Genomic DNA, 24,245 nt, shown 5'->3' on the forward strand with positions numbered 1-24,245 from the left:
TTACTCCAGTTCTAAACGCTGAATCTGTAAGCCGTCATCCGCCACGATCTGTAGCTGGTCGTTATTGCAGAGCGGGCAGCGGCGGACGTGCTGCGAGACAAGATGGACGTACTGCTGGCAGCGTTCGCACCAGCATTCAGCCTGTTGTTCGGCGATATGCAGTTCGCACCCCTCCGCCAGCGTGCCCCGGCAGACCAGCTCAAAGCAGAAGGTCAGGGCGCTGGCTTCCACGCAGGAAAATGCGCCGACCTTGAGCCACACGCCGGTCACCCGTCGCGCGCCGGCCTGCTGCGCCTGTTGTTCAATAATTTCCAGCGCCCGCTGGCTGAGGGTGATTTCGTGCATAGTCGCCTCCGTATCGCAATGCGCCTTGTATGCAATAACGATGCCAGAATGAAATCGTCGTGGCCGGCAATGTCGATGTCGACGCCCCGGGGCTGTCATCGACATGTCGCATCGGCAGGGATGAATACAAAAACATAGTTAAATCAATTAAATAAAAAATGGCATGAAAAATGCTTAGAGGGTGCATCTCATGCAACGGAGAAACCGATATGACTATTTGGGAAATAAGTGAAAAGGCGGATTACATCGCCGACCGTCACCGGCAGCAGCAGGAGCAGTGGCACATCTACTGTAACTCGCTGGTTCAGGGGATCACCCTGTCGAAGGCCCGCCTGCATCACGCGATGAGCTGCGCGCCGGATAAAGAGCTGTGCTTCGTGCTGTTCGGCCATTTTCAGGTGTTTGTCGCGCTGGCGGAAGGCTTTAACAGCCACACCATCGAATACTACGTCGAAAACAAAGGCGGCGGTGATAAGTACCTGATTGCTCAGGCCACGCTGGCGGCAGATGGCACGGTGGACGGGCGGATCAGCAACCGCTCCCGCGACCAGGTGCTGGAGCACTATCTGGCGATTATCGCCACTGTCTATGACCGTCTATATGACGCCATGGAGCAAGACCAACCGGTGGATTTAAGCCATCTGGCCCTGACCCACTGATCGCGAGGTGTCGACACGTGTCGAAAATGACACCTGCGCAACCTGATTTCGTCAAAAATGACTTTCACCCGAGGATGACCCGGTGAACCGTTTTGTAATTGCTGACTCCACTGTCTGTATCGGCTGCCGCACCTGCGAAGCCGCCTGCTCTGAGACGCATCGCCAGCACGGCCTGCAGGCTATGCCGCGGCTGCAGGTGATGCGTAATGAAAAAGAATCGGCACCGCAGATGTGCCACCACTGCGAAGATGCCCCCTGCGCCACCGTCTGCCCGGTTAACGCCATCCAGCGCGTCGATGGCGCCGTCCAGCTCAACGAGAGCCTGTGCGTAAGCTGCAAACTGTGCGGCATCGCCTGCCCGTTTGGCGCCATCGAATTTTCCGGCAGCCGTCCGCTGGATATTCCGGCCAATGCCAATACCCGACTGGCGCCCCCCGCGCCGCCGGCGCCGGCCCGTGTCAGCTCGCTGCTCGACTGGGTGCCCGGCGTGCGCGCCATTGCCGTGAAATGCGACCTCTGCCACTTCGATGACCAGGGCCCGGCCTGCGTGCGGACCTGCCCGACCAACGCGCTGCTGTTGGTGGATAGCCGGGATATCGCCCAGGCCAGCAAGCGTAAACGCCAGCTGACCTTTAATACCGACCTTGGCGACTTGTCGCTGTTCCAGGCGCAACAGGGGGAGAGGGAATGAGTGTAATAGGATTAGTCAATCAGGCGGTGATGTGGTACGCCGCCAGCGCCGTGCTGGCCTTTGTGTTTGCCATGCGTAAACCGCTCAGCGGCGCTATTGCCGGGATCGGCGGCGCGGTGGCCAGCGCCATGCTGGTGGTTGCCGGCGGCGCAGCGCTCTTGATGCCGGAACGGATCCACGGCGGAATGCTGCAGTTTCTGCATCTGACGATGCGGGTGGGCGGTGTCAACGCGCTGTGGCTGCTGGCCATCGGCCTGTCGGCGCTGCCGGTGTCATTGTTCAATATTAGCTGGCATCGCCATCCGCAGGTGAAGGCCAACGGCCTGCTGGTCAACCTGCTGTTGGCCGCCGCCACCTGCGCGGTGGTGGTGACCAATATCGGTTCGCTGGTGGTGATGGCGGAGATCATGGCGCTCTGCGCGGCGTTTCTCACCGGCTGCGCCGCTTCCGGTAAGCTGTGGTTTGCCCTGGGGCGTCTCGGCACGTTGCTGATGGCCTGGACCTGCTGGCTGGTGTGGTCGACCTACGGCACCCTCGAGCTGGCGCAGATCAACCTCCAGGCAGTGGATATGATGCAGAACCCGCTGCTGTGGCTGCCGGGACTGGTGGGGTTCGCCCTGCTGGCCGGGGCGATCCCGCTGCACGGCTGGGCGCCGCAGGCTCACGCCGGGGCCAGCGCGCCGGCCGCCGCGCTGTTTTCCACCGTGGTGATGAAGGTCGGTCTGTACGGCATGCTGACCGTCTCGCTGGCCGGCGGCGTGCCGCCGCTGTGGTGGGGCGTCATGCTGCTGGCGCTGGGGATGATCACCGCCTTTATCGGCGGGCTGTATGCCCTGATGGAGCATAACATTCAGCGTCTGCTGGCCTATCACACCCTCGAGAACATCGGCATCATCCTGCTGGGGCTGGGCGCCTTTGTTACCGGCGTGGCAACCCGCAACAGCACGCTGATGGTGCTGGGTTTTATCGGCGGCATGTATCACCTGATTAACCACAGCCTGTTCAAAACCACGCTGTTCCTCGGCGCCGGGGCGGTGTGGTTCCGTACCGGCCATCGCGATATCGAGAAGCTGGGCGGCATCGGTAAAAAAATGCCGTTGATCTCCCTCGCCATGCTGGTAGGACTGATGGCAATGGCGGCCCTGCCGCCGCTGAACGGCTTCGCCGGCGAGTGGGTTATCTACCAGTCCTTCTTCAAAATGAGCACCGGCGACCTGTTTATTGGCCGTCTGCTGGGGCCGCTGCTGGCCGTCGGCCTGGCGATCACCGGCGCACTGGCGGTGATGTGTATGGCGAAAGTCTATGGCGTGACCTTCCTCGGCGCGCCGCGGACGAAAGAGGCGGAAAACGCCACCTGCGCCCCCTGGCTGATGACCCTGAGCGTAATACTGGCGGCGGTCTTCTGCCTCGTTGGCGGCATCGCCGCGCCGTGGCTGCTGCCGCTGGTGAGCGGCGCCTTCCCGGTGCAGGCTCAGGTATCGAGCGTGGTATCGCAGCCGATGATCGCGCTGCTGCTTATCGCCTGCCCGCTGCTGCCGTTCCTGCTGATGATCTTCTTTAAAGGCGATCGCCTGGCGGCGCGCTCGCGCGGCGCGGCGTGGGTCTGCGGTTACGACCACGAGCAGTCGATGGTGGTAACGGCCCACGGCTTTGCCATGCCGGTGAAAGAGGCCTTTGCGCCGTTGCTGAAGCTGCGTCACTGGCTGAACCCGGTGCGTCTGGTGCCGGGCTGGCAATCGGCCTCGGCGCCGGCGCTGCTGCGCGGGATCGCGCTGGTTGAGCTGGCGGTGCTGGTGGTGATTGTCATTTCGCGAGGAGCCTGAGAATGAGTCTGTTAATTGCATTGCTACAGGCGCTGGTGCTGTTTGCCGTCGCGCCGCTGTTGTCCGGGATCGTTCGCGTCGCCCGCGCGCGGCTGCATAACCGCCGCGGACCGGGGGTACTGCAGGAGTATCGCGATATCCTGAAACTGCTGGGCCGTCAGAGCGTCGGTCCTGACGCCTCGGGCTGGGTGTTTCGCCTGACGCCGTACGTCATGGTGGGCGTGATGCTGACCATCGCCACCGCGCTGCCGGTGGTGACGGTAGACTCCCCGCTGCCGGTGCTCGGGGATCTCATCACCCTGATCTACCTGTTCGCCATCGCCCGTTTCTTCTTTGCCATTTCTGGTCTGGACACCGGCAGCCCGTTTACCGCGCTGGGCAGTAGTCGCGAAGCGATGCTCGGCGTGCTGGTGGAGCCGATCCTGCTGCTGGGCCTGTGGGTGGCGGCGCAGGTCGCCGGCTCGACCCATATCAGCACCATCACCGATACCCTTTACCACTGGCCGGCGGCGCGCAGCATTCCACTGATTCTGGCGCTGTGCGCCTGCGCCTTCGCCACCTTTATCGAGATGGGCAAACTGCCGTTCGATCTGGCGGAAGCGGAGCAGGAGCTGCAGGAGGGCCCCCTGTCGGAATACAGCGGCAGCGGCTTTGGCATCCTGAAGTGGGGCATCAGCCTCAAACAGCTGGTGGTGCTGCAGATGTTTGTCGGGGTCTTTTTCCCGTGGGGCCAGATGACCAGCTTCAGCGTCGGCGGCCTGCTGTTGGCGCTGGTGGTCGCTGTCGTCAAGCTGGTAGTCGGGGTGCTGATTATCGCGTTGTTTGAAAACAGCATGGCGCGTCTGCGTTTTTGTGCCACCTCCCGCGTCACCTGGGCCGGGTTTGGTTTCGCCTTTTTAGCTTTCGTCTCCTTGCTGGTGGCGTGATTAAGAGAGTTTGAGCATGTCTGAAGAAAAAATCGGTCAACACTATCTTGCGGCGCTGCACCAGGCCTTTCCGGGCGTGGTGCTGGACGAAGCCTGGCAGACCAAAGACCAGTTAACCATCACCGTGAAGGTCAACTACCTGCCGGAAGTGGTGGAGTTTCTCTACTACCAGCAGGGTGGCTGGCTGTCGGTGCTGTTCGGCAACGATGAACGTAAGCTCAACGGCCACTACGCGGTCTATTACGTGCTGTCGATGGAGCAGGGCACCAAATGCTGGATCACCGTGCGCGTGGAAGTGGACGCCAACAAACCGGAATACCCGTCGGTGACGCCGCGCGTCCCGGCGGCGGTGTGGGGCGAGCGCGAAGTGCGCGATATGTACGGCCTGGTGCCGGTCGGCCTGCCGGACGAACGTCGTCTGGTGCTACCGGACGACTGGCCGGACGAACTCTATCCGCTGCGCAAAGACAGCATGGACTACCGCCAGCGCCCGGCGCCGACCACCGACGCCGAAACCTACGAGTTCATTAACGAGCTCGGCAGCAAGAAAAACAACGTGGTGCCGATCGGCCCGCTGCACGTCACCTCTGATGAACCTGGCCACTTCCGCCTGTTCGTTGACGGCGAGAACATTATCGATGCCGACTACCGCCTGTTCTACGTCCATCGCGGGATGGAAAAGCTGGCGGAAACCCGCATGGGCTATAACGAAGTGACCTTCCTGTCGGACCGGGTATGCGGCATCTGCGGCTTCGCCCACAGTACCGCTTACACCACCTCGGTGGAGAACGCGATGGGCATCGTGGTGCCGGAGCGGGCGCAGATGATCCGCGCCATTCTGCTGGAGGTGGAACGCCTGCACTCGCACCTGCTGAACCTCGGTCTGGCCTGCCACTTTACCGGCTTTGACTCCGGCTTTATGCAGTTCTTCCGCGTGCGCGAAACCTCAATGAAGATGGCGGAAATTCTTACCGGCGCGCGTAAAACCTACGGCCTGAACCTGATCGGCGGGATCCGCCGCGACCTGCTGAAAGAGGACATGATCCAGACCCGTCAGCTGGCGCAGCAGATGCGCCGCGACGTGCAGGAGCTGGTGGATATGCTGCTCAGCACGCCGAATATGGAACAGCGTACCGTCGGTATTGGCCGTCTGGATCCGGAAATCGCCCGCGACTTTAGTAACGTCGGCCCGATGGTGCGCGCCAGCGGCCACGCCCGCGACACCCGCGCCGACCACCCGTTTGTCGGCTACGGCCTGCTGCCGATGGAAGTCCACAGCGAGCAGGGTTGCGACGTGATATCTCGCCTCAAGGTGCGGATCAACGAGGTTTATACCGCGCTGAATATGATTGATTTCGGTCTCGATAACCTGCCGGGCGGCCCGCTGATGGTGGAAGGGTTCACCTATATTCCGCACCGCTTCGCACTGGGCTTCTCCGAGGCGCCGCGCGGCGACGATATCCACTGGAGCATGACCGGCGACAACCAGAAACTGTACCGCTGGCGCTGCCGGGCGGCGACCTACGCCAACTGGCCGACCCTGCGCTATATGCTACGCGGCAACACCGTTTCCGATGCGCCGCTGATCATCGGCAGCCTCGACCCGTGCTACTCCTGTACCGACCGCATGACCGTTGTCGACGTACGCAAGAAGAAGAGCAAAGTGGTGCCGTACAAAGAGCTGGAGCGCTACAGCATCGAGCGTAAAAACTCGCCGCTGAAATAAGGAATCGCCATGTTTACCTTTATTAAAAAAGTTATTAAGACCGGCACCGCGACGCACGCCTACCCGCTGGAGCCGATGCCAGTGGACAAAAACTTCCGCGGCAAGCCGGAGCATACGCCGCAGCAGTGTATCGGCTGCGCGGCCTGCGTGAACGCCTGCCCGTCGAACGCCCTGACGGTCGAGACCGATCTGGCCACTAAACAGCTGGCGTGGCAGTTTAACCTCGGGCGCTGCATCTTCTGCGGCCGCTGTGAAGAGGTGTGCCCGACGGCGGCGATTAAGCTGTCGCCGGAGTATGAGCTGGCGGTGTGGAAGAAAGAGGATTTCCTCCAGCAGTCGCGCTTCGCTATCTGCCACTGCCGGGAGTGCCAGCGTCCGTTCGCGGTGCAGAAGGAGATCGACTACGCCATCGCGCTGCTCAAGCATAACGGCGATACCCGCGCCGAGCTGCACCGTGAAAGCTTCGAAACCTGCCCGGAATGCAAGCGCCAGAAATGCCTGGTGCCGTCCGATCGTATTGAACTGACCCGCCATATGAGGGAGGCCAGCTGATGAGTACTTTACTTGGCCCGCGCGATGAAAACGGCATACCCGTGCCGATGACGGTGGATGAATCCATCGCCAGCATGAAGGCCTCGCTGCTGAAGAAGATTAAACGTTCGGCCTACGTCTACCGCGTCGACTGCGGCGGCTGCAACGGTTGCGAAATCGAAATTTTCGCTACCCTTTCGCCGCTGTTCGACGCTGAACGCTTCGGGATTAAAGTGGTGCCTTCGCCGCGCCATGCCGATATCCTGCTGTTTACCGGGGCGGTGACCCGCGCCATGCGCTCCCCGGCGCTGCGCGCCTGGCAGTCGGCGCCGGATCCGAAGATCTGTATCTCCTACGGTGCCTGCGGCAACAGCGGCGGCATCTTCCACGACCTGTACTGCGTCTGGGGCGGTACCGATAAAATCGTACCGGTCGATGTCTATATTCCGGGCTGCCCGCCGACGCCCGCCGCCACCCTGTACGGCTTTGCCATGGCGCTCGGCCTGCTGGAGCAGAAAATCCATGCTCGTCTGCCAGGCGAACTCGACGAACAGCCGACCGAGCTGCTGCATGCCGATATGGTGCAGCCCCTGCGGGTGCGCATCGATCGCGAAGCGCGGCGTCTGGCGGGTTATCGCTATGGCCGGCAGATTGCTGACGACTATATGCGTCTGCTCGGCCAGGGCGACAGCCAGGTGCTGCGCTGGCTGGAGGCGGAGAAAGATCCGCGTCTGACCGAGATCGTCACCCATCTCAACCAGGTGGTCGAGGGGGCGCGTATCCGATGAGCGAGACGGTGGTGTTCAGTCAGCTGAGCCGTAAATTTATTGATGAGAACGACGCCACGCCGGATCAGGCGCAGCAGGTGGTCTATTACAGCCTGGCGATTGGCCACCACCTCGGCGTCATCGACTGTCTTGAGGCGGCGCTGAGCTGCCCGTGGGAGGCGTATCTGGCATGGATCGCCACCCTTGAGGCGGGCAGCGCCGCGCAGCGCAAAATGGAGGGCGTGCCGAAGTATGGCGAAATCGTCATCGACAGCAGCCATGTGGCGATGCTGGCCAACGCCTTTGATAAAGCGCAGTCCGCGCAGACCCCGCAGCAGCAGGCGTGGAGTAAAACGATGCTCAGCATGCTGCATGATATTCACCAGGAGAGCGCCATCTATCTGATGGTGAGGAGATTACGTGACTGACGTTTTACTCTGTGTTGGCAACAGCATGATGGGCGACGACGGCGCCGGCCCGCTGCTGGCGGAGATGTGCACGGCGAACCCGGCCGGCCAGTGGGTGGTCATCGACGGCGGCAGCGCGCCGGAAAACGACATCGTGGCGATCCGTGAATTACGCCCCGAACGCCTGCTGATTGTCGATGCCACCGATATGGGCCTCAACCCCGGTGACATTCGCGTCATCGACCCCGACGATATCGCCGAGATGTTTATGATGACCACCCATAACATGCCGCTCAACTATCTGGTCGATCAGCTGAAAGAGGACGTCGGCGAGGTGATTTTCCTCGGCATTCAGCCGGATATCGTCGGTTTTTATTATCCGATGACCCAGCCGGTAAAAGAGGCCGTTGCCCGGGTGTACCAGCAGCTGGCAGACTGGCAGGGCCAGGGCGGCTTTGCCCGGCTGGAGGCCGCAGACGATTAACCCAGCGGCGAACCGGGCTCTCCGCCGGCGCACGACTGACCTGCCGGGAGCCCCGTTCCCGGCGGCGCCAGCTCAAGATTCTCTATCACTAATTTCCCGGGCGACACCGAGACTCTGACCTGCGTGCCGACCGGAAACCCCGCCTGCTCCAGCCAGTCGCCGTTCAGGTTCAGGGCTGCGTGGCGGGTGTAGCGCCGCGTCTCCCGCGTTTTGCGGTCTTCATGGCGTTTTCTGACATATCCCACGGTTAACTGGCGAATGGCCCTGGCTATCCCTCTGGCTGCGGTAGTGTGCTGTGCGCTCATGATGTGCTCCTTGCTGAAGATACCCCTGTAAAAGTACTGGATAAAATACCAGTTATTGTGAACAGGAGGCAAACCAGAAACTGGAATCAGGCTCGAGAAAAAAGCATGTAATAGATGCAACAGAAAGCAGACGCCCGTCCCCCGTTTATCGCGGGGAATGGGCGCGCGTGGGCGAGGACGCTTAGTCGAGATCGGCGCCGTTGCTGGCTATCACCTTCTGGTACCAGAAGAATGACTTTTTACGCTTACGCGCCAGGGTGCCGTTGCCGGCATCGTCGCGATCGACATAGACAAAGCCGTAGCGCTTGCTCATCTCGCCGGTTGACGCCGAGACCAGATCGATGCAGCCCCAGCTGGTGTAGCCCAGCACCGGAATACCGTCGCCGATAGCGTCGCGCATTGCCCTGATGTGCTCGCGCAGGTAGCTGATGCGATAGTCGTCATTGATGTCGCCATTGGCATCGATCTCATCGCGGGCGCCAAGCCCGTTTTCCACCAGGAACAGCGGTTTCTGATAGCGGTCGTACATCATGTTCATGGTGATGCGCAGGCCCAGCGGGTCGATGCCCCACCCCCATTCGCTGGCCGGGATGTGCGGGTTCTTCAGCGACTTGACGATATTGGCGGCATTGGTGTTGCTGGCGTTCATCTCCGCCGAGGCGCAGCGCGACGCATAGTAGCTAAAGGAGACGAAATCGACGGTGTTTTTGAGGATCTCGTCATCGCCCGGCTGTTTCGCAATCGTGACCCCTTTTTCCCGGAACACCCGCGCGGCCCACACCGGATAGGCGCCGCGCGCCTGGACGTCGATAAAGAACAGATTTTCGCGGTCCTTCTCCAGCGCCATCCACACATCTTCCGGCTTGCAGGAGTAAGGATAGAAATTGCCGCCCGCCAGCATGCAGCCGACCTGATTTTGCGGGTTAATCTCATGGGCGATTTTTGTCGCCAGCGCGCTGGCCACCAGCTCGTGATGCGCGGCCTGGTACTTCACCTGCTCCTGATTTTCACCCTCTTCAAACACCAGCCCGGCGCCGGAGTAGGGGCTGTGCAGCATGATGTTGATTTCATTGAAGGTGAGCCAGTATTTCACCAGACCGTCAAAAGCTTCAAAGCAGGTGCGGGCGTAGTGGCTGAAAAAATCCACCATTTTGCGGTTGCGCCAGGAGCCGTACTCCATCACCAGATGCATCGGCACGTCGAAATGACACAGCGTGACCAGCGGCTCAATACCGTGCTTTTTGCACTCCTCAAACAGTGAGCGGTAGAAGGCGATGCCCTGCGGATTCGGCTGTTGCTCGTCGCCGCGCGGGAACAGTCGGCTCCAGGCGATGGAGGTGCGAAAGACGCTGAACCCCATCTCGGCCATCAGGGCAATATCTTCTTTATAGCGATGGTAAAAATCGATCGCCTCATGGCTGGGGTAAAATTCGTCTTCACGCAGCGTAAAGCGCTTCTCCAGGCCTAATTTTACCGGCAGGCGGTGAGCGCCGTGGGGGAGGGTATCCACGGTGGTCAGCCCCTTACCGCCTTCAAGATAAGCGCCTTCAGACTGGTTGGCGGCCAGTGCGCCGCCCCATAAAAATCCCTGTGGGAAACTCGCCATGCATTACCTCATTATCAATTGTGTGTTCAGGCGTGGGATGCCTGGGCCCGGGCCTGGCGCGCTCTGGCGTCGGCAGCGGCCTGTTCAACGGGAATATCTTCAAAGCCGAGGATCAGCGTCAGGGCAAACGACAGCACCACCGACAGCGCCATCACGCCAAATACCCAGACGATAGTCATCGGATTGGCTGGATCGAAAAACTGCACGCTGGTAAACAGCCCTGGCGCCGCCATCGAATGGCTGGCCAGACCGGCGATTCCCGCCACCGCGCCGCAGATAAAGCCGCTGATTAAGCTGGCGATCAGCGGGCGCTTCAGGCGCACCGCCACGCCGTACAGCGCCGGTTCGGAAATCCCGGCCAGAATCGCCGATGCCGCGGCGGCCAGCGCCGTCTGGCGCAGCTCCGGGTTTTTGGTTTTCCACGCCACCGCCAGCGACGATCCGCCCAGCGACAGGTTGGCGCCGATCTCCGATGGCATCACCATGCCCTCTTTGCCGGTTTCGGCGATGGTCTGAATGATGGTTGGCGTAAAGACGCGGTGCATCCCGGTCATCACCAGCAGTGGCCACAGCCCGCCCATGATCGCCACCGACAGCCAGCCGAGATAGCTGTGGATCGTATACACCAGCGCGGAAATGGCGCTACCGATCCAGATGCCCAGCGGGCCAATCAGCAGGATCGCCAGCGGGGCGGCGATCAGCACGATCAGCATCGGCTTAAGGAAGTTTTTCGTCACCGCCGGGGTAATGCGATCCACCCAGCGCTCGATATACGACAGGCACCAGGTCATCACCAGCGCCGGGATCACCGTGTAGGTGTATTTCACCGCGGTAACCGGAATAAAGGCAAATTCAACGTGTTCGCCCTGGGCGGCTTTGGCCATCAATTCGATAAACCCGGGATGCACCAGCACCCCGGCGATGGCGATAGCCAGCGACATATTGGTTTTGAATTTCACCGCCGCGGAGGCGGCCACCATCAGCGGCAGGAAGAAAAATGCGCCATCGCCGATAAGCGCCAGAAGTGTCAGCGTCGGCGAGCCTTTCGGCAGCGCGCCGCTCATCTCAAGGATCATTGCCAGCAGCTTGACCATCGATCCGCCGATAATCGCCGGGATCAGCGGCGACATGGTGCCGATCAGCGCGTCAAGGATCCCGGCGCCGATGCGTTTCAGGGTTAGCGGCGCTTTGCCCTGCGGCTCAGCCGGGCGCAGGTCGCCAGGCAGCAGATTCACCACCTCGCGGTAGGCCTGGGAAACGGTATTGCCGATGATCACCTGGCATTGGTTATCGCTGCGCACAACGCCGAGTACCCCGGTCAGGCCTTTCAGGGTGGGGCTATCGACCTTTTCGTCGTCTTTGATCACGAAGCGCAGACGGGTCATGCAGTGGGTCACGGCGGCGACGTTATCGACTCCGCCGATTGCCGCGACTATCTGTTGCGCCAGGGCTGCATAATTTTTCGACATCGGATTTTATCCTGTTTATCAATAGGGTACTGATCTGCTACCGCGCCGCATCGCCGGGCGATACCATGTTTATATAGGAAACCGGTTCCACAAAATCATGGTGAGTTTCATTTGATTGCACAAGGAATAAAAAAGATGATCTCAATTTTGTGATTTTGATCGCGAAGCGTCGCCGTGAGCCGGATCGCGGTGGTGAACAGGGGAATGCTGTAAAAGCGGGAAACGTGCAGTACACTGCCTGCAACTTTTGCAACAGGAAGAATCACATGGCAACGATGCTGGAGGTCGCAAAGCGCGCGGGGGTATCGAAGGCAACCGTTTCGCGGGTACTGTCGGGCAACGGCTATGTCAGTCAGGAGACCAAAGACCGGGTGTTTAAGGCGGTGGCGGAGAGCGGCTACCGGCCTAATCTGCTGGCGCGCAACCTGGCGACCAAAACGACGCAAACCCTGGGCCTGGTGGTGACCAACACCCTGTACCACGGCGTCTATTTCAGCGAGCTGCTGTATCACGTGGCGCGGATGACGGAAGACAAGGGACGACAGCTGATCCTGGCCGACGGCAAGCACAGCGCGCAAGAGGAGCGGGAGGCGATCCAGTACCTGCTGGATCTGCGCTGCGATGCGATCATCATCTACCCGCGCTTTCTCACTGTTGACGAGATGGACGAGATCGTCGAGAACCACTCGCAGCCGATCATGGTGCTTAATCGCCGCCTGCGCCGCCACGCCAGCCACTGCGTCTGGTCCGATCAAAAAGCCTCGGCGATGCGGGTGGTGGAGCGGCTGATTGCGCTTGGCCATCGCGATATCGCCTTTATTACCGGCTCCCTTGACTCACCCACCGGCGTCGAACGCCTCGCCGGCTACAAAGACGCGCTGGCTGGCCACGGCATCGCCCTGAACGAGGCGCTCATCGCGGAGGGGCGCTGGACGCCGGAAACCGGCGCGGCGGCGGTGGAGATCCTGCGTCAGCGCGGGGTGACCTACAGCGCGCTGGTGGCGAGCAATGACGATATGGCGATCGGGGCGATGAAGCAGCTTCACCAGCTGGGCGTTAAGGTTCCGGATCAGGTCTCGGTGGTGGGGTTTGACGATATTGTGCTGGCGCCGTATATGGTGCCGTCGCTCGCCAGCGTCCGGGTACCGGTGACGGAGATGATTAAAGAGAGCATCAATCGGCTGATATTTATGCTGGATGGTGGGGAATTCAACTTTCAGCAGAGCTTCCCCGGGGCGCTAATTGAGCGTGATTCACTGGTGTCGGGTCCCTGTGCCTGACGTCGTCAGCTGTCATCGTCACTACTGACGATGACAGCAAGGCAAGACTGTAATATTATTTAAAATCAATATATTAAATAATTGGAACGTATTATGCATACTCCGGCGCGTAACCTTCTTACTGCTGGAGAAATGGATGAACCGTTTCATTATCGCCGATGCGAGCAAATGTATCGGCTGTCGCACTTGCGAAGTGGCCTGCGTGGTATCCCATCAGGAACATCAGGACTGCGCTTCCCTGACGCCTCACACTTTTCAACCGCGTATTCACGTGATCAAAGGGGTCAATGTCTCCACGGCGACCGCCTGCCGTCAGTGTGAAGACGCCCCCTGCGCCAACGTCTGCCCGAACGGCGCTATCAGCCGCGATAAAGGCTTTGTCCATGTGATGCAGGAGCGCTGCATCGGCTGCAAAACCTGCGTTGTTGCCTGCCCGTACGGGGCGATGGAGGTAGTGGTGCGCCCGGTGATCCGCCATAGCGGCGCCGGACTGAACGTCGTGGCGGAAAAAGCCGAAGCCAACAAGTGCGATCTCTGCTTCCACCGCGAGAGCGGCCCGGCCTGCATGGAAGTCTGCCCGACGCACGCCCTGGTGTGCGTTGACCGCAACAAACTCGAGCAGATGAATATCGAGAAACGTCGTCGTACGGCGCTGGCCTGGTAACACCGGGTATGAACGGGGTGCAAATCCGCATTCGCGGTAAAGTGCAGGGGGTGGGGTTCCGCCCCTTTGTCTGGCAGCTGGCCCGGACGCAGGCCCGCTGCGGCGATGTCTGTAATGACGGTGACGGCGTCCTCGTGCGGCTGGCCGGGGGCGACGATGGTTTTACTGCCGCTCTGGCTGACCACTGCCCGCCGCTGGCGCGTATCGACAGCACCGACTGCACCCCTTATTGCTGGACGGCCACGCCGCAGGATTTCACCATCCGCGAGAGCGGGGCGGGATGCATGCGCACTCAGATTGTGCCCGATGCCGCGACCTGCCCGGCGTGCCTCGCGGAGATGAACGATCCCCGGGCGCGCCGCTACCGCTACCCCTTTATCAACTGCACCCACTGCGGGCCGCGGTTAACCATTATCCGCGCCATGCCCTACGACCGGCCCTTCACCGCAATGGCGCCGTTCCCGCTCTGTTCCCCTTGTGAGGCGGAGTTCCGCGATCCTGCGGATCGCCGTTTTCACGCCCAGCCGATGGCCTGCCCCGACTGCGGGCCGCGGCTGGAATGGCGGGCAGAGGGGGAAGCGCTGGACGGCGAGGCGGCGCTGCAGGCGGCCATCACGCGGCTGGCGGCAGGCGACATCGTGGCGATAAAAGGCATCGGCGGCTTTCATTTGGCCTGCGATGCCGGTAATCCTACTGCCGTTGCCACGCTGCGGGCGAGGAAACACCGTCCGGCGAAACCGCTGGCGGTAATGTTGCCGTCAGCGGCGGGCTTACCCGCCGACGCCGCGGCGCTGATGGGCTCCCCGGCGGCGCCCATCGTACTGATTGCTAAAGCGCAGGTCTCCGGCCTGTGCGACGAGATTGCGCCAGGGCTTGCGGAAGTTGGGGTGATGCTGCCGTCTAATCCGCTGCAGCATTTGCTTCTGCAGGCTCTGGCGCGCCCCATCGTCATGACCTCCGGCAACCTCAGCGGCCGTCCGCCGGCGTTAAGTAATACTCAGGCGCTCAACGATTTAGCCGACATTGCTGACGGCTTTCTCTTGCATAATCGCGACATCCTGCAGCGAATGGATGATTCGCTGGTGCGGTCAAGCGGTGAAATGCTGCGCCGCGCCCGGGGCTACGTTCCGGATGCGCTGCCGCTGCCGCCGGGGCTACGAGACATCCCGCCGCTGCTGGCTCTCGGCGCGGATATGAAAAATACCTTCTGCCTGGCGCGCGGCAGCGAAGCGGTGCTGAGCCAGCACTTTGGTGATCTTGGCGAGGAAGGCGTTGAACAGCAGTGGCGCAGCACCCTGCAACTGATGCAAAGCATTTACGCGTTTGTGCCGCAGCGGGTGGTGGTTGATGCCCACCCCGGCTATCGCTCAACGCAGTGGGCGGTGTCCCTGTCGCTGCCGGTGGAGACGGTGCTGCATCACCATGCTCATGCCGCGGCGTGCCTGGCGGAACATCGATGGCCGCTCGACGGCGGCGATGTGATTGCCCTGACCCTTGATGGCATCGGGATGGGGGAAAACGGTGCGCTGTGGGGCGGGGAGTGCCTGCGGGTGAACTATCGCCAGTGCGAACATCTTGGCGGACTGCCGGCCGTGGCGCTGCCGGGCGGTGACCTGGCGGCGCGCCAGCCGTGGCGAAATCTGCTGGCTCAGTGCCTGGCCTTTGTCCCTGACTGGCAGGATTATCCGCACACCGCCCCCCTCCGCCAGCGCAACTGGCCGCTGCTGGCGCAGGCCATCGATCGCGGCATTAACGCGCCACGCGCCTCGTCCTGCGGACGGCTGTTTGATGCCGTTGCCTGCGCGCTGGATTGTGCGCCGGAGAGCCTGAGCTATGAAGGCGAAGCAGCCTGTCGGCTGGAAGCGCTGGCCGCCAGCTGCCCCGGCGTCAGCCACCCGGTTACGCTGCCGTGGCGCGACGACGCGCTGGACATAGCGACCTTCTGGCGACAGTGGCTGAACTGGCAGGCGACCCCGGCGCAGAAAGCCTGGGCATTCCATGACGCCCTGGCCTGTGGGCTGGCGGCGATGGCCTGCGACTGCGCCACCGCTCGCGGCATCGACACGATAGTCTGCAGCGGCGGGGTGCTGCATAACCGCTTGCTGGCGGCGCGATTGACCTTTTATCTGGCGGATTTTACTCTGCTGTTTGCGCAGCAGTTGCCGGCCGGCGACGGCGCAATCGCATATGGTCAGGCGGTGATCGCCGCCGCCCGCGGGCAGGCTCAAGGAACATAACAATGATAATGACAGTTTTACGCCAGCAGCCGCGCGCCGCGGGTCTGGTGCTGGGGTTGATCGCGGCGAATTTACTGGCCTGGTGCTGGGCGCTGCAGGCTTTTGGCGACAGCGGCGCGCTGATGGCCGCCAGCCTGCTGGCCTGGGGCTACGGCCTGCGCCACGCAGTTGATGCCGACCACATCGCGGCGATTGATAACGTGACCCGCAAGATGATGCAGCAGGGGCGGCGGCCATTCGCTGTCGGGGCCTGGTTCTCGCTGGGCCACTCATCGATTGTGGTGCTGGCCTCGGCGGCGATTGCCGCGACCGCCACGGCCTTCAGCGCGCAGATGAGCTGGCTGCATGACACCGGTAGCGTCATCGGCACCGCCGTGTCGGCCCTGTTTTTACTGGCGATGGCCTTTATCAACCTGGTGATTTTACGCAGCGTGTGGCGCAGCTTTCGGGCGTGGAAGCGCGGTGAGAAGGTGAGCGACGAAATCGTCAGCGGCGGCGGGGTGATGAGCTGGCTGTTTGGCAAAACCTTCCGTCTGGTTAGCCGCAGCTGGCAGATGTACCTGGTCGGCTTCCTGTTCGGCCTCGGTTTTGATACCGCTACCGAAATCGGCGTGCTGGGTATCTCCGCCGCCGGCGCGTCGAGCGGGATTTCCGTCTGGTCGATTATGGTCTTCCCGGCGCTGTTCGCCAGTGGTATGGCGCTGGTGGATACCCTCGATAACGTGCTGATGGTCGGCGCCTACGGCTGGGCGTTCAGCAAACCGCAGCGCAAGCTTTATTACAATATGACCATCACCGGCACCTCGGTGGTGGTGGCGCTGTTTATCGGCGGCCTGGAAGCGCTGGGCCTGCTGATGGATAAGTTTGCGCTCAGCGGCGGGATATGGCGCTGGGTGGGGATGTTAAACGATAACCTTGGCGACGCCGGATTTGTGGTGGTGGGGCTGTTCGTCGCCTGTTGGGCGCTGTCGGTGCTTAACTACCGCTGGCGCGGCTACGACAATCTGGCGCGTTAACCTGGAGATTTTCCCGGCTTGCGCTGTGCTTAGCCGGGCTACCCGATCTGCCCGGCGGCGCTGCGCTGCGCAGGCTGACCCAGGTCCTGGTGATGCATCCCTCTGCGTCAATAACCTCAATTACTTAACTCATTGAAAAATTATTATTTTTTATCAAATCTTCATTTTCCCTCGTTTTAACGACCCGAAGCATCTGTGATTTACCTCTTATTTACATAATTTAAACCACTCGTTAACTGGATAAAAACACGACAGCCTCGTTATAGTAGTTTTGTAAAATAAAACTAAGTTGTACAGAGTACAACAATAGCGAGATGTTCATGGAGATCGTTACCGCGCCGCACCTTGCGGCCAGAAACGTGTGGCTTGCGTTACCTGGTGAAGCAACATGACAACCCAGGCAGCCCATCCTCATCTCCGGACGCGGCAAAACGGACGCATCAGGCTGAAGTCACTTATTTCGTCACTACATCGTTTTCCTGATAAACATAATGAAACCCTGCGAGGAAACCATGACCGATCAATTACCGAACCGCGCTATCGATAACGATGCGCTGGAAAAAGAGACCATGCGGCGGGTTATCTGGCGCATCCTGCCTTTCCTGGTTGTCAGCTACCTGGTGTCGATTATTGACCGGGGCAATATTGGTATGGCTGCGCTGCAGATGAATGAGGATCTGGGCCTGAGTAAGGCGGCTTTTGGCTTCGCCAGCAGTTTGTATTTTGTCGCCTATTTTATCTTTGAGGTGCCCAGCAACCTGGCGATGCAGAAGGTGGGGGCGCGCTTGTGGATCCCGCGCATTATGATCAGTTGGGGAGTGGTATCGATGTGTATGGCGCTGGTGCAGAACACCACCTCCCTTTACATCGTCCGTTTTTTACTGGGCGCTGCCGAAGCGGGCTTTTTTCCGGGCGTGGTACTCTATCTTACCTGGTGGATCCCGTCACGCTACCGTGCGCGTATTATTGCCTCTTTTATGGTGGCCATTCCGCTGGCTAACTTTATCGGCTCACCGCTTTCAGGGCTGATCCTGATGCTGGATGGCTGGTTAGGGCTGCGCGGCTGGCATCTGTTATTCATTATTGAAGGGTTGCCGGCGGTGCTGCTGGGGATTGCCGCTTTCTTTATTTTGCGCGACCGCCCGCATCAGGCTGGCTGGTTAAACGACCGGCAGAAGACGTGGCTGGAAAACACGCTTCAGGCGGAGCGCCAACAGCAGAAACAGATCGGCCATACCACCACATGGCAACTGTTGAAGCATCGCCAAATCTGGCTGATGGCGTTGATTTACGCCGGTGCGTCGTCTGCCGGCACCACGCTTAGCGTCTGGTCTCCACAGCTGCTGAAGTCGTTCCATCTTGATAACCTGACCACCGGGCTGCTGAATGCCATCCCCTATGGACTGGCGTCGGTGCTGATGATTGTCTGGGGACGCAGTTCGGACCGGAAAAATGAACGCCGCTGGCACACGGCGCTTACCCTCTTTATGATTGCGGCTGGCGTGTTCGCGGCATTTATCAATCTGTCGCTTCCGGCCACCATTATGATCCTCAGTACCATACTGATTGGCGCTTATGCGGCGAAGGGCCCCTTCTGGGCGCTGGCATCGGGCTGGATGAGCAGCACGTCAGCCGCCGCCGGGCTGGCGGCCATCGGCGCGATCGCCAACCTGATTGGCGGCGCGGTGATGGTGAATGCCTATGGCATTATTAGCGAACGGACAGGAAGCCATACGCTGGCGATGCTGCCGCTGGCCGCCTTGTGTCTGGCAGGCGGCATTGCGGTGCTGGCCATGGGACGGCGTTACTCGCAGACTGCCAGGCAGGAAAAACAGATGACCCATTAATAAGCAAAGGCGGGATTTTTCCCGCCTTCTTAGCCAATCTTACTCTTTCAGACCGTAAAACCTTTCGCAGAATGGCTTGCTGGCGCCTAGCTTGAGCGACAGGCGGTTGGCCGTCTCCTGCATGAGCTGGCTGATGCCGTTTTCTTTACGATCTTCCGTCAGACGCGATGCCGGCCCGGTCAGGGCCAGCGCCGCGATCAGTTTATCGTGGACGCCAAACACCGGCATTGCGAAGGCCGCGGTGTGCGGGTCGCGCGCGCCGGAGGTATAGAACGGCAGCGTCGGTTCGTCTTCCTGCAACGATTCACCCAATCCCCAGTGGCGTAAAACCTTGCTGATAGCGGAACCATCCAGCGGGAACTGGCTGCCGGGCAGGTTGCTGTGGCGTAATCCCTGGGAGGCTTCGGCGCGGAACAGACACAGGCGCTGTCCCCCCTCAATCACATACCAGCTCGCGCTTTCGCTGGAGGCCTGTGACAGCGCCTGCAATTCCGGCTGTACGACTCTGGCAAGTTCAAATGATTGCTCATAGAGCTTGCCGAGATAGAGCAGACGGTGGCCGAGCGTATAGGTGCCATCGTCGTGCCGGATGATGTAGTTCATTCGCTCAAGCGAATTCATCAGGCGATAAACGGTTGTTTTGTGATATCCCGAAAGCTGGGCCAGCTCCGTTAACGTCAGACTGTCATTACCGGGACGGAAGCAATCAAGTAAAGCCAGCGCCTTTTCAACGGCAATTACGCCTTCATTCCCCATCATGTTCTCCTTTTTGCCGAACAAAATTGTACCTGAATTTTGTGAGTAACTTCGTGTTTACATCACAAACAACTTCGCAACACTGGCGAAAAGCGAAGCAATGCTCGTATAGTTGTTTTATATAGTACACGTGAGTTGTATCTAGTAAAACAAATGGAGAGTAACCATGCCTGCTTCGCAACAGAAACTCATCAACTTTGATATTGCGCGTGTTGACGCGGAAGAGGTCCGCCAGGCCGCCGAATTTCAGGCCGCCATTCTGGCTGACGTGGCCGGACGCCGTGGCACATTACATGGCCGCATCAAGCCGCTGGCGCCGCATATGGCGGTTGCCGGGCCAGCGATTACCGTAGAGGTCCGCCCGGGGGATAACCTCGCTATTCACGCCGCAATGGCCGTCGCCAAACCTGGCGATGTGCTGGTCATCGACGGGAAGGGCGATCTCTCCTGCGCGCTGCTGGGAGAGATCATGGCCACGCAGGCCCAGGCCAGCGGTATCGCAGGGATTATCATTGACGGTGCCGTTCGCGATGCGGAAACCTTAAGTAACCAACTCTTTCCGGTTTTCGCCGCCGGCCTGAATCCGTGCGGCCCCACCAAGTTCATTCCAGGCAGGGTCAATCACGCTATTTCAGTCGGTGGCGCCGCCGTGCAGGCAGGTGACTTAGTGGTAGGGGATATTGACGGCGTGGTCGTTATCCCGCGCGATGAAGTTCGCACCATCATCGAACTGGCGAAAGGCAAACTGGCGATGGAATCAAAACGTCTGGTTGCTATCCGCGACGGCGACCTTCGTCCGCACTGGCTGGAGAGCGCTCTGCGTCAGGCAGGGATGCTGAGCGAAGGGGAGACACTGCCATGAGCGCTAAAAACGTCATCCTGATTACCGGCAGCGATTTGGCTGCAGCAGCGCTGGAGATGCTGGAAGATTACGAGCTTGTCTTTGCCGGCCGCCAGCCAACAGAATCCCAGCTGATAGCCTTGTGCCAGCAGCACAATCCGCTCGCGATACTGGTGCGCTATGGCAAAATCACGGCCGCCGTCATGGATGCCGCCCCGGCATTGAAGGTGATTGCCAAACATGGCAGCGGCATTGATGTCATTGACGTTGAGGCGGCCACCGCGCGCGGCATAATGGTTCGCGCGGCGACGGGGGCCAATGCCGCCGCGGTTTCCGAACACACCTGGGCGTTAATTCTGGCCTGTGCCAAGTCGGTAATTCCGCTTGACCGCCGCCTGCGTGAAGGGCACTGGGATAAATCAACGCATAAATCACTCGAACTTGAGGGCAGAACGCTGGGACTGGTCGGCCTCGGCGCTATTGGCAGCCGTGTGGCGAAAATTGCCGTCGCCTTTGGTATGAAGGTTCTGGCTTACGATCCCTACGCGAAAACGGTCCCGCCGGAATGTGAACGTGTTGACGAACTCAAAGACCTGCTGATGCAGGCCGATGTTCTGTCCCTTCATTGTCCCTTGACGCAACATAACAGAGGAATGATCAATGCCGCCACGCTGGCGCAGTGTAAGCCGGGCGCTATCCTGGTGAATACTGCGCGCGGCGGGTTGATTGACGATGTGGCGCTGGCCGCAGCATTAAAAGCGGGGACCTTGCGCTGGGCGGCGCTCGACAGCTTTCACAGTGAACCACTCACCACGCCGCATATCTGGCAGGCGATTGATAATGTCATTCTGTCTCCGCATGTGGGTGGCGTTAGCGATGCCTCTTACGTGAAAATGGGGACCGCCGCCGCAGCCAACATTCTGCAGGTGCTGCAGGAGTCGGCTCAGACAGAAACAACGTTTTGAGTGTTAACCGAACCTGCGCTCCCGGTTAATTTTTCGGCACTCTGTTTTCCGTGGCGCAGGGAGCGGCCAGACGCCGCCCCCTGCGCCGGCGGCGCTGCGCTTGCGCGGGCCTACAGTATATGAGCTTACGGGCGGCCTCCGTAGGCCGGGTAAGCGTAGCGCCACCCGGCAAAACAGGGCTGCCTGGACGGTAATCAACTCACCAGTTGCTTGAGCAGCGCAAAGGCTTCCTTCATTTTGTCTTCACTCACCACAAAGGCGCGCAGCTGGTTTTCGGCATCCACGCCTTTCGCTACCAGCCCCTCTTTGGCGGCCACGATATTCCACGTCAGATCGTCGCGGCGGGTGTCGCCGGCCAGATGCAGCGGCAGATCCGGCGTTTTCACTTTCACCAGCATTGGCGGCAGCTTGAGTTCCCCCGCCTGCGCCAGCAGGTTTTTACTCAGGCACATGGCGCTGAGTAAAATCGGCTGCAGGAACGGCAATACCGTACCGTTGATTTCCGCGCAGTCGCCGAGGGCGTAAATCGCCGGGTCGCTGGTTTGCAGTTGGTTATTGACCACCACGCCGCGGTTAATCTGCAATCCGGCATGGCGCGCCAGCGACGTTTCCGGGCGCAGGCCGGCGGCGGCCACCACCGCATCGACGATTATCGCGCGCTGGCGATCGAGGCTGACGCGGATGCCGTCGGCGGTTTGCTCCAGCCCCTCAAGCTGCGTTTTCAGCATCAGGTGTACGCCCATCTCGGTAAGCCGATGCTGCAGGCGGCTGCTGGCCTCCGGCGGCATCAGCGCCGCCAGCACGCTGGCTGAGTTATCGACTACCGTTACCGCTTTACCGGCGCGGCAGAAATCCATCGCCAGTTCGCAGCCAATCAGGCCGCCGCCGACGATCAGCACCCGCCTGGCGTCGTGCAGCTGGCTCTGCGCCGCGCCGTATTCGCGCTGGCTGTTCAGCGTCAGCATCAGCTCGCGTCCCGGTACCGGGGGGATAAACGGCGTCGCCCCGGTGGCCAGCACCAGTTTGTCATAGCGCCACTGGTTATCCTGGCTCTTCACTAACCGGTTTCCGGCGTCGATATCGCTCACCCAGGTGTGGGGAAACAGGCGCAGAGTGTACTGCTCGGCGAACTCGCCGGCGCTTTGCAGGGTCAGATCGTCGGCGTTCTGCCCGCGGCTGATGACATGGCTGAGGTCCGGTTTGTTGTATTCATCCATGCTATCGGCGGCGATTAAGGTCAGCGGGATTTGCGTATCCTGCTTACGAATATTTTTCACCAGCTGGCGGGCCGCGAAGCCCGAGCCGATGATGACGATGCCATCACTCATTTTGCCTCCGTCGCCAGTACGTCAAAGACATCTTTGCCAAGAGAACACTCAGGGCAGAGGAAATTGTCCGGCACTTCACTCCACGGCGTACCCGGCTGGACATCCTGGTTGGGTTCGCCTTTCGCCGGATCATAGACCCACTGGCACACGCTGCACTGCATCATGGGACCGAGATCGGCGGCCGCGGCGGCGGCACAGGCACAGTCCTGTTGTTCCGGCGTTGTCGCTGCTTCAGCAACCGGCAGCGGCGAGAGGGCCCACTGGCGGGCGATGTCGCGTCCGTGTTGGCGGCACAATTCCAGCGCGTCGATATCCGGGCGCCATTTGGCTTTCAGGCTCAGCGACATCTCAAAGCCGGCATCCTGCAGGCGGGTGGACAGGCGGTCTACCGCGCCGCCGCTCCAGCCGTGTGAGCCAAAGGCGCTGGCGCGTTTATTGCGAAAACGCAGCCCGGTCATCTCTTCCACCAGCCCGGCGATTTTCGGCATCATCACGTTGTTCATGGTGGAGGTGCCCACCAGCACGCCTTTCGAGCGGAAAACGTTGGTGAGAATTTCGTTTTTGTCGCTGCGGGCGACGTTGAAGATTTTTACCGCCACCCGCGGGTCAACTTCGGTGATCCCCTGGGCAATGGCGTCCGCCATCATACGAGTGTTGTTGGACATGGTGTCGTAGAAAATCGTGATGCGATCTTCCTGATAATCCGCCGCCCACTCGAGGTATTTCTCGACGATTTGCGTCGGGTTATCGCGCCAGACCACGCCGTGGGAGGTGGCAATCATCTCCACCGGCAGGTTGAAGCCGAGGATTTCAGTAATTTTCGGCGTCACCAGGCGGCTGAAGGGCGTCAGGATGTTGGCGTAGTAGCGTTGGCACTGTTCGTACAGTTCAATCTGGTCCACTTCATCGTTGAACAGGTGTTCGTCGCAGTAGTGCTGGCCGAAGGCGTCGTTGCTGAACAGCACCGCGTCGCCGGTCAGGTAGGTCATCATGCTGTCAGGCCAGTGCAGCATCGGCGTTTCCACGAAGATCAGCTGTTTACCATTACCGATATCGAGAGTATCGCCGGTTTTCACCACGTGGAAGTTCCACTCAGGATGATGATGGTGGCCGTTGATCGAGTCGATAGCGTTGGCGGTGCAGTAGATCGGCGTATCCGGGATCTGCATCATCAGCTCAGTCAGCGCGCCGGCATGGTCCTCTTCGGCGTGGTTAATGACGATATAGTCGAGGTCGGCCAGATCGATTTCGCTGCGCAGGTTCTGCACGAACTCGCGGCTGAATTTATGATCGACGGTATCAATCAGCACGTTCTTCTCTTCGCGGATGAGATAGCTGTTGTAGCTGCTGCCGCGCAGCGTTTTATATTCGGTGCCGTGGAAATCACGCACTTCCCAGTCACGTTGGCCAACCCAAAGAATGTTATTTTTAACCGCAATAGACATAGCAACCTCAATCAATACAGTGTGTTTAAACTCAGTTGACTGGCTTATATCAAGTTGCATGCCAACTTTTTAATTCATTGATAATTAGCTATTTTTAATTTTTTTCTGATTTTGGTTGCTGTCAAAA

The 24,245-nt window shown here is 60.2% G+C and carries 23 protein-coding genes; 16 read left to right on the forward strand and 7 right to left on the reverse strand.

The features are described from left to right. The gene (hypA, locus tag AC3EMD_RS05345) at positions 1 to 345 is read right to left on the reverse strand and encodes a hydrogenase maturation nickel metallochaperone HypA (RefSeq protein WP_012540763.1); all 345 of its coding nucleotides are present in this window, start codon (positions 343 to 345) and stop codon (positions 1 to 3) included. 209 nt (positions 346 to 554) lie between these two features. Here hypA and hycA point away from each other — a divergent pair, with 209 nt between their 5' ends. The 9 genes from hycA (at position 555) to hycI (ending at position 8,359) form a co-directional block, all read left to right on the forward strand. Next, positions 555 to 1,004 carry a formate hydrogenlyase regulator HycA gene (gene hycA, locus AC3EMD_RS05350; protein WP_004205645.1) on the forward strand — a complete coding sequence of 150 codons (450 nt, stop codon included), beginning with the start codon at positions 555 to 557 and terminating at the stop codon, positions 1,002 to 1,004. An 82-nt stretch (positions 1,005 to 1,086) separates the two neighbouring features. Beyond that, complete coding sequence (locus AC3EMD_RS05355; protein ID WP_012540764.1) at positions 1,087 to 1,695, forward strand: 4Fe-4S dicluster domain-containing protein; 609 nt, start codon at positions 1,087 to 1,089, stop codon at positions 1,693 to 1,695. Continuing rightward, a complete protein-coding gene (gene hycC, locus AC3EMD_RS05360; RefSeq protein ID WP_032731140.1) occupies positions 1,692 to 3,518 on the forward strand; it encodes a formate hydrogenlyase subunit 3 in 1,827 nt (608 codons plus the stop codon). The genes AC3EMD_RS05355 and hycC overlap by 4 nt, the downstream gene beginning before the upstream one ends. A 2-nt stretch (positions 3,519 to 3,520) precedes the next feature. Beyond that, positions 3,521 to 4,444 carry a respiratory chain complex I subunit 1 family protein gene (locus tag AC3EMD_RS05365; protein ID WP_046882467.1) on the forward strand — a complete coding sequence of 308 codons (924 nt, stop codon included), beginning with the start codon at positions 3,521 to 3,523 and terminating at the stop codon, positions 4,442 to 4,444. 16 nt (positions 4,445 to 4,460) lie between these two features. Beyond that, positions 4,461 to 6,170: a formate hydrogenlyase subunit HycE gene (hycE, locus tag AC3EMD_RS05370; RefSeq protein ID WP_004151044.1), complete on the forward strand. Its 1,710-nt coding sequence runs from the start codon at positions 4,461 to 4,463 to the stop codon at positions 6,168 to 6,170. Positions 6,171 to 6,179: 9 nt separating this feature from the next. Beyond that, the gene (locus AC3EMD_RS05375) at positions 6,180 to 6,722 is read left to right on the forward strand and encodes a formate hydrogenlyase complex iron-sulfur subunit (RefSeq protein WP_016161699.1); all 543 of its coding nucleotides are present in this window, start codon (positions 6,180 to 6,182) and stop codon (positions 6,720 to 6,722) included. Next, on the forward strand, positions 6,722 to 7,489 hold the full coding sequence (locus AC3EMD_RS05380) for an NADH-quinone oxidoreductase subunit B family protein (protein ID WP_002914891.1): 768 nt from the start codon (positions 6,722 to 6,724) through the stop codon (positions 7,487 to 7,489). Before AC3EMD_RS05375 ends, AC3EMD_RS05380 begins: the two co-directional genes overlap by 1 nt. After that, positions 7,486 to 7,896: a formate hydrogenlyase maturation HycH family protein gene (locus tag AC3EMD_RS05385; RefSeq protein WP_110196514.1), complete on the forward strand. Its 411-nt coding sequence runs from the start codon at positions 7,486 to 7,488 to the stop codon at positions 7,894 to 7,896. Before AC3EMD_RS05380 ends, AC3EMD_RS05385 begins: the two co-directional genes overlap by 4 nt. Continuing rightward, entirely contained in the window at positions 7,889 to 8,359 is a 471-nt protein-coding gene (gene hycI, locus AC3EMD_RS05390; protein WP_302073971.1) for a hydrogenase maturation peptidase HycI, read from the forward strand. Before AC3EMD_RS05385 ends, hycI begins: the two co-directional genes overlap by 8 nt. On the opposite strand, the gene AC3EMD_RS05395 is transcribed toward hycI, so the two are convergent. The 3 genes from AC3EMD_RS05395 to ascF all read right to left on the reverse strand — a co-directional run bounded on the left by AC3EMD_RS05395 (position 8,356) and on the right by ascF (position 11,739). Further along, complete coding sequence (locus AC3EMD_RS05395) at positions 8,356 to 8,664, reverse strand: SymE family type I addiction module toxin (RefSeq protein WP_012967361.1); 309 nt, start codon at positions 8,662 to 8,664, stop codon at positions 8,356 to 8,358. The genes hycI and AC3EMD_RS05395 overlap by 4 nt on opposite strands. Before the next feature lie 181 nt (positions 8,665 to 8,845). After that, the gene (locus AC3EMD_RS05400; RefSeq protein WP_022065322.1) at positions 8,846 to 10,270 is read right to left on the reverse strand and encodes a 6-phospho-beta-glucosidase; all 1,425 of its coding nucleotides are present in this window, start codon (positions 10,268 to 10,270) and stop codon (positions 8,846 to 8,848) included. A 26-nt stretch (positions 10,271 to 10,296) separates the two neighbouring features. Next, positions 10,297 to 11,739 carry a PTS cellobiose/arbutin/salicin transporter subunit IIBC gene (gene ascF / locus AC3EMD_RS05405; RefSeq protein WP_247098541.1) on the reverse strand — a complete coding sequence of 481 codons (1,443 nt, stop codon included), beginning with the start codon at positions 11,737 to 11,739 and terminating at the stop codon, positions 10,297 to 10,299. Positions 11,740 to 12,005: 266 nt separating this feature from the next. Between ascF and AC3EMD_RS05410 the strand changes: the two genes are divergently transcribed. The 5 genes from AC3EMD_RS05410 (at position 12,006) to AC3EMD_RS05430 (ending at position 18,783) form a co-directional block, all read left to right on the forward strand. Continuing rightward, a complete protein-coding gene (locus AC3EMD_RS05410; RefSeq protein WP_048271989.1) occupies positions 12,006 to 13,019 on the forward strand; it encodes a LacI family DNA-binding transcriptional regulator in 1,014 nt (337 codons plus the stop codon). Between the two features lie 136 nt (positions 13,020 to 13,155). After that, positions 13,156 to 13,683 (forward strand): electron transport protein HydN, encoded by a 528-nt coding sequence (hydN, locus tag AC3EMD_RS05415; RefSeq protein ID WP_002914875.1) that lies wholly within the window; start codon positions 13,156 to 13,158, stop codon positions 13,681 to 13,683. 8 nt (positions 13,684 to 13,691) lie between these two features. After that, positions 13,692 to 15,920, forward strand: coding sequence for a carbamoyltransferase HypF (hypF, locus tag AC3EMD_RS05420; protein WP_302073972.1), 2,229 nt, complete (start codon positions 13,692 to 13,694; stop codon positions 15,918 to 15,920). 2 nt (positions 15,921 to 15,922) lie between these two features. Beyond that, positions 15,923 to 16,936 (forward strand): HoxN/HupN/NixA family nickel/cobalt transporter, encoded by a 1,014-nt coding sequence (locus tag AC3EMD_RS05425; protein ID WP_008806172.1) that lies wholly within the window; start codon positions 15,923 to 15,925, stop codon positions 16,934 to 16,936. Between the two features lie 512 nt (positions 16,937 to 17,448). Then, the gene (locus tag AC3EMD_RS05430) at positions 17,449 to 18,783 is read left to right on the forward strand and encodes an MFS transporter (protein WP_022065928.1); all 1,335 of its coding nucleotides are present in this window, start codon (positions 17,449 to 17,451) and stop codon (positions 18,781 to 18,783) included. Positions 18,784 to 18,822: 39 nt separating this feature from the next. Here AC3EMD_RS05430 and AC3EMD_RS05435 read toward each other — a convergent pair whose 3' ends face one another. Continuing rightward, positions 18,823 to 19,539, reverse strand: coding sequence for an IclR family transcriptional regulator (locus tag AC3EMD_RS05435; RefSeq protein WP_008806170.1), 717 nt, complete (start codon positions 19,537 to 19,539; stop codon positions 18,823 to 18,825). 166 nt (positions 19,540 to 19,705) lie between these two features. Here AC3EMD_RS05435 and AC3EMD_RS05440 point away from each other — a divergent pair, with 166 nt between their 5' ends. Beyond that, the gene (locus tag AC3EMD_RS05440; protein WP_012967367.1) at positions 19,706 to 20,401 is read left to right on the forward strand and encodes an RraA family protein; all 696 of its coding nucleotides are present in this window, start codon (positions 19,706 to 19,708) and stop codon (positions 20,399 to 20,401) included. Further along, positions 20,398 to 21,345, forward strand: coding sequence for a hydroxyacid dehydrogenase (locus AC3EMD_RS05445; protein WP_008806168.1), 948 nt, complete (start codon positions 20,398 to 20,400; stop codon positions 21,343 to 21,345). The genes AC3EMD_RS05440 and AC3EMD_RS05445 overlap by 4 nt, the downstream gene beginning before the upstream one ends. 194 nt (positions 21,346 to 21,539) lie before the next feature. Here AC3EMD_RS05445 and norW read toward each other — a convergent pair whose 3' ends face one another. Both norW and norV read right to left on the reverse strand, forming a co-directional pair. Then, positions 21,540 to 22,673: an NADH:flavorubredoxin reductase NorW gene (norW, locus tag AC3EMD_RS05450; RefSeq protein WP_086070742.1), complete on the reverse strand. Its 1,134-nt coding sequence runs from the start codon at positions 22,671 to 22,673 to the stop codon at positions 21,540 to 21,542. Then, positions 22,670 to 24,118 carry an anaerobic nitric oxide reductase flavorubredoxin gene (norV, locus tag AC3EMD_RS05455; RefSeq protein WP_072125712.1) on the reverse strand — a complete coding sequence of 483 codons (1,449 nt, stop codon included), beginning with the start codon at positions 24,116 to 24,118 and terminating at the stop codon, positions 22,670 to 22,672. Before norV ends, norW begins: the two co-directional genes overlap by 4 nt. Positions 24,119 to 24,245 lie beyond the last annotated feature (127 nt).

The sequence above is a fragment of the Klebsiella sp. PK18 genome, from assembly GCF_057784655.1.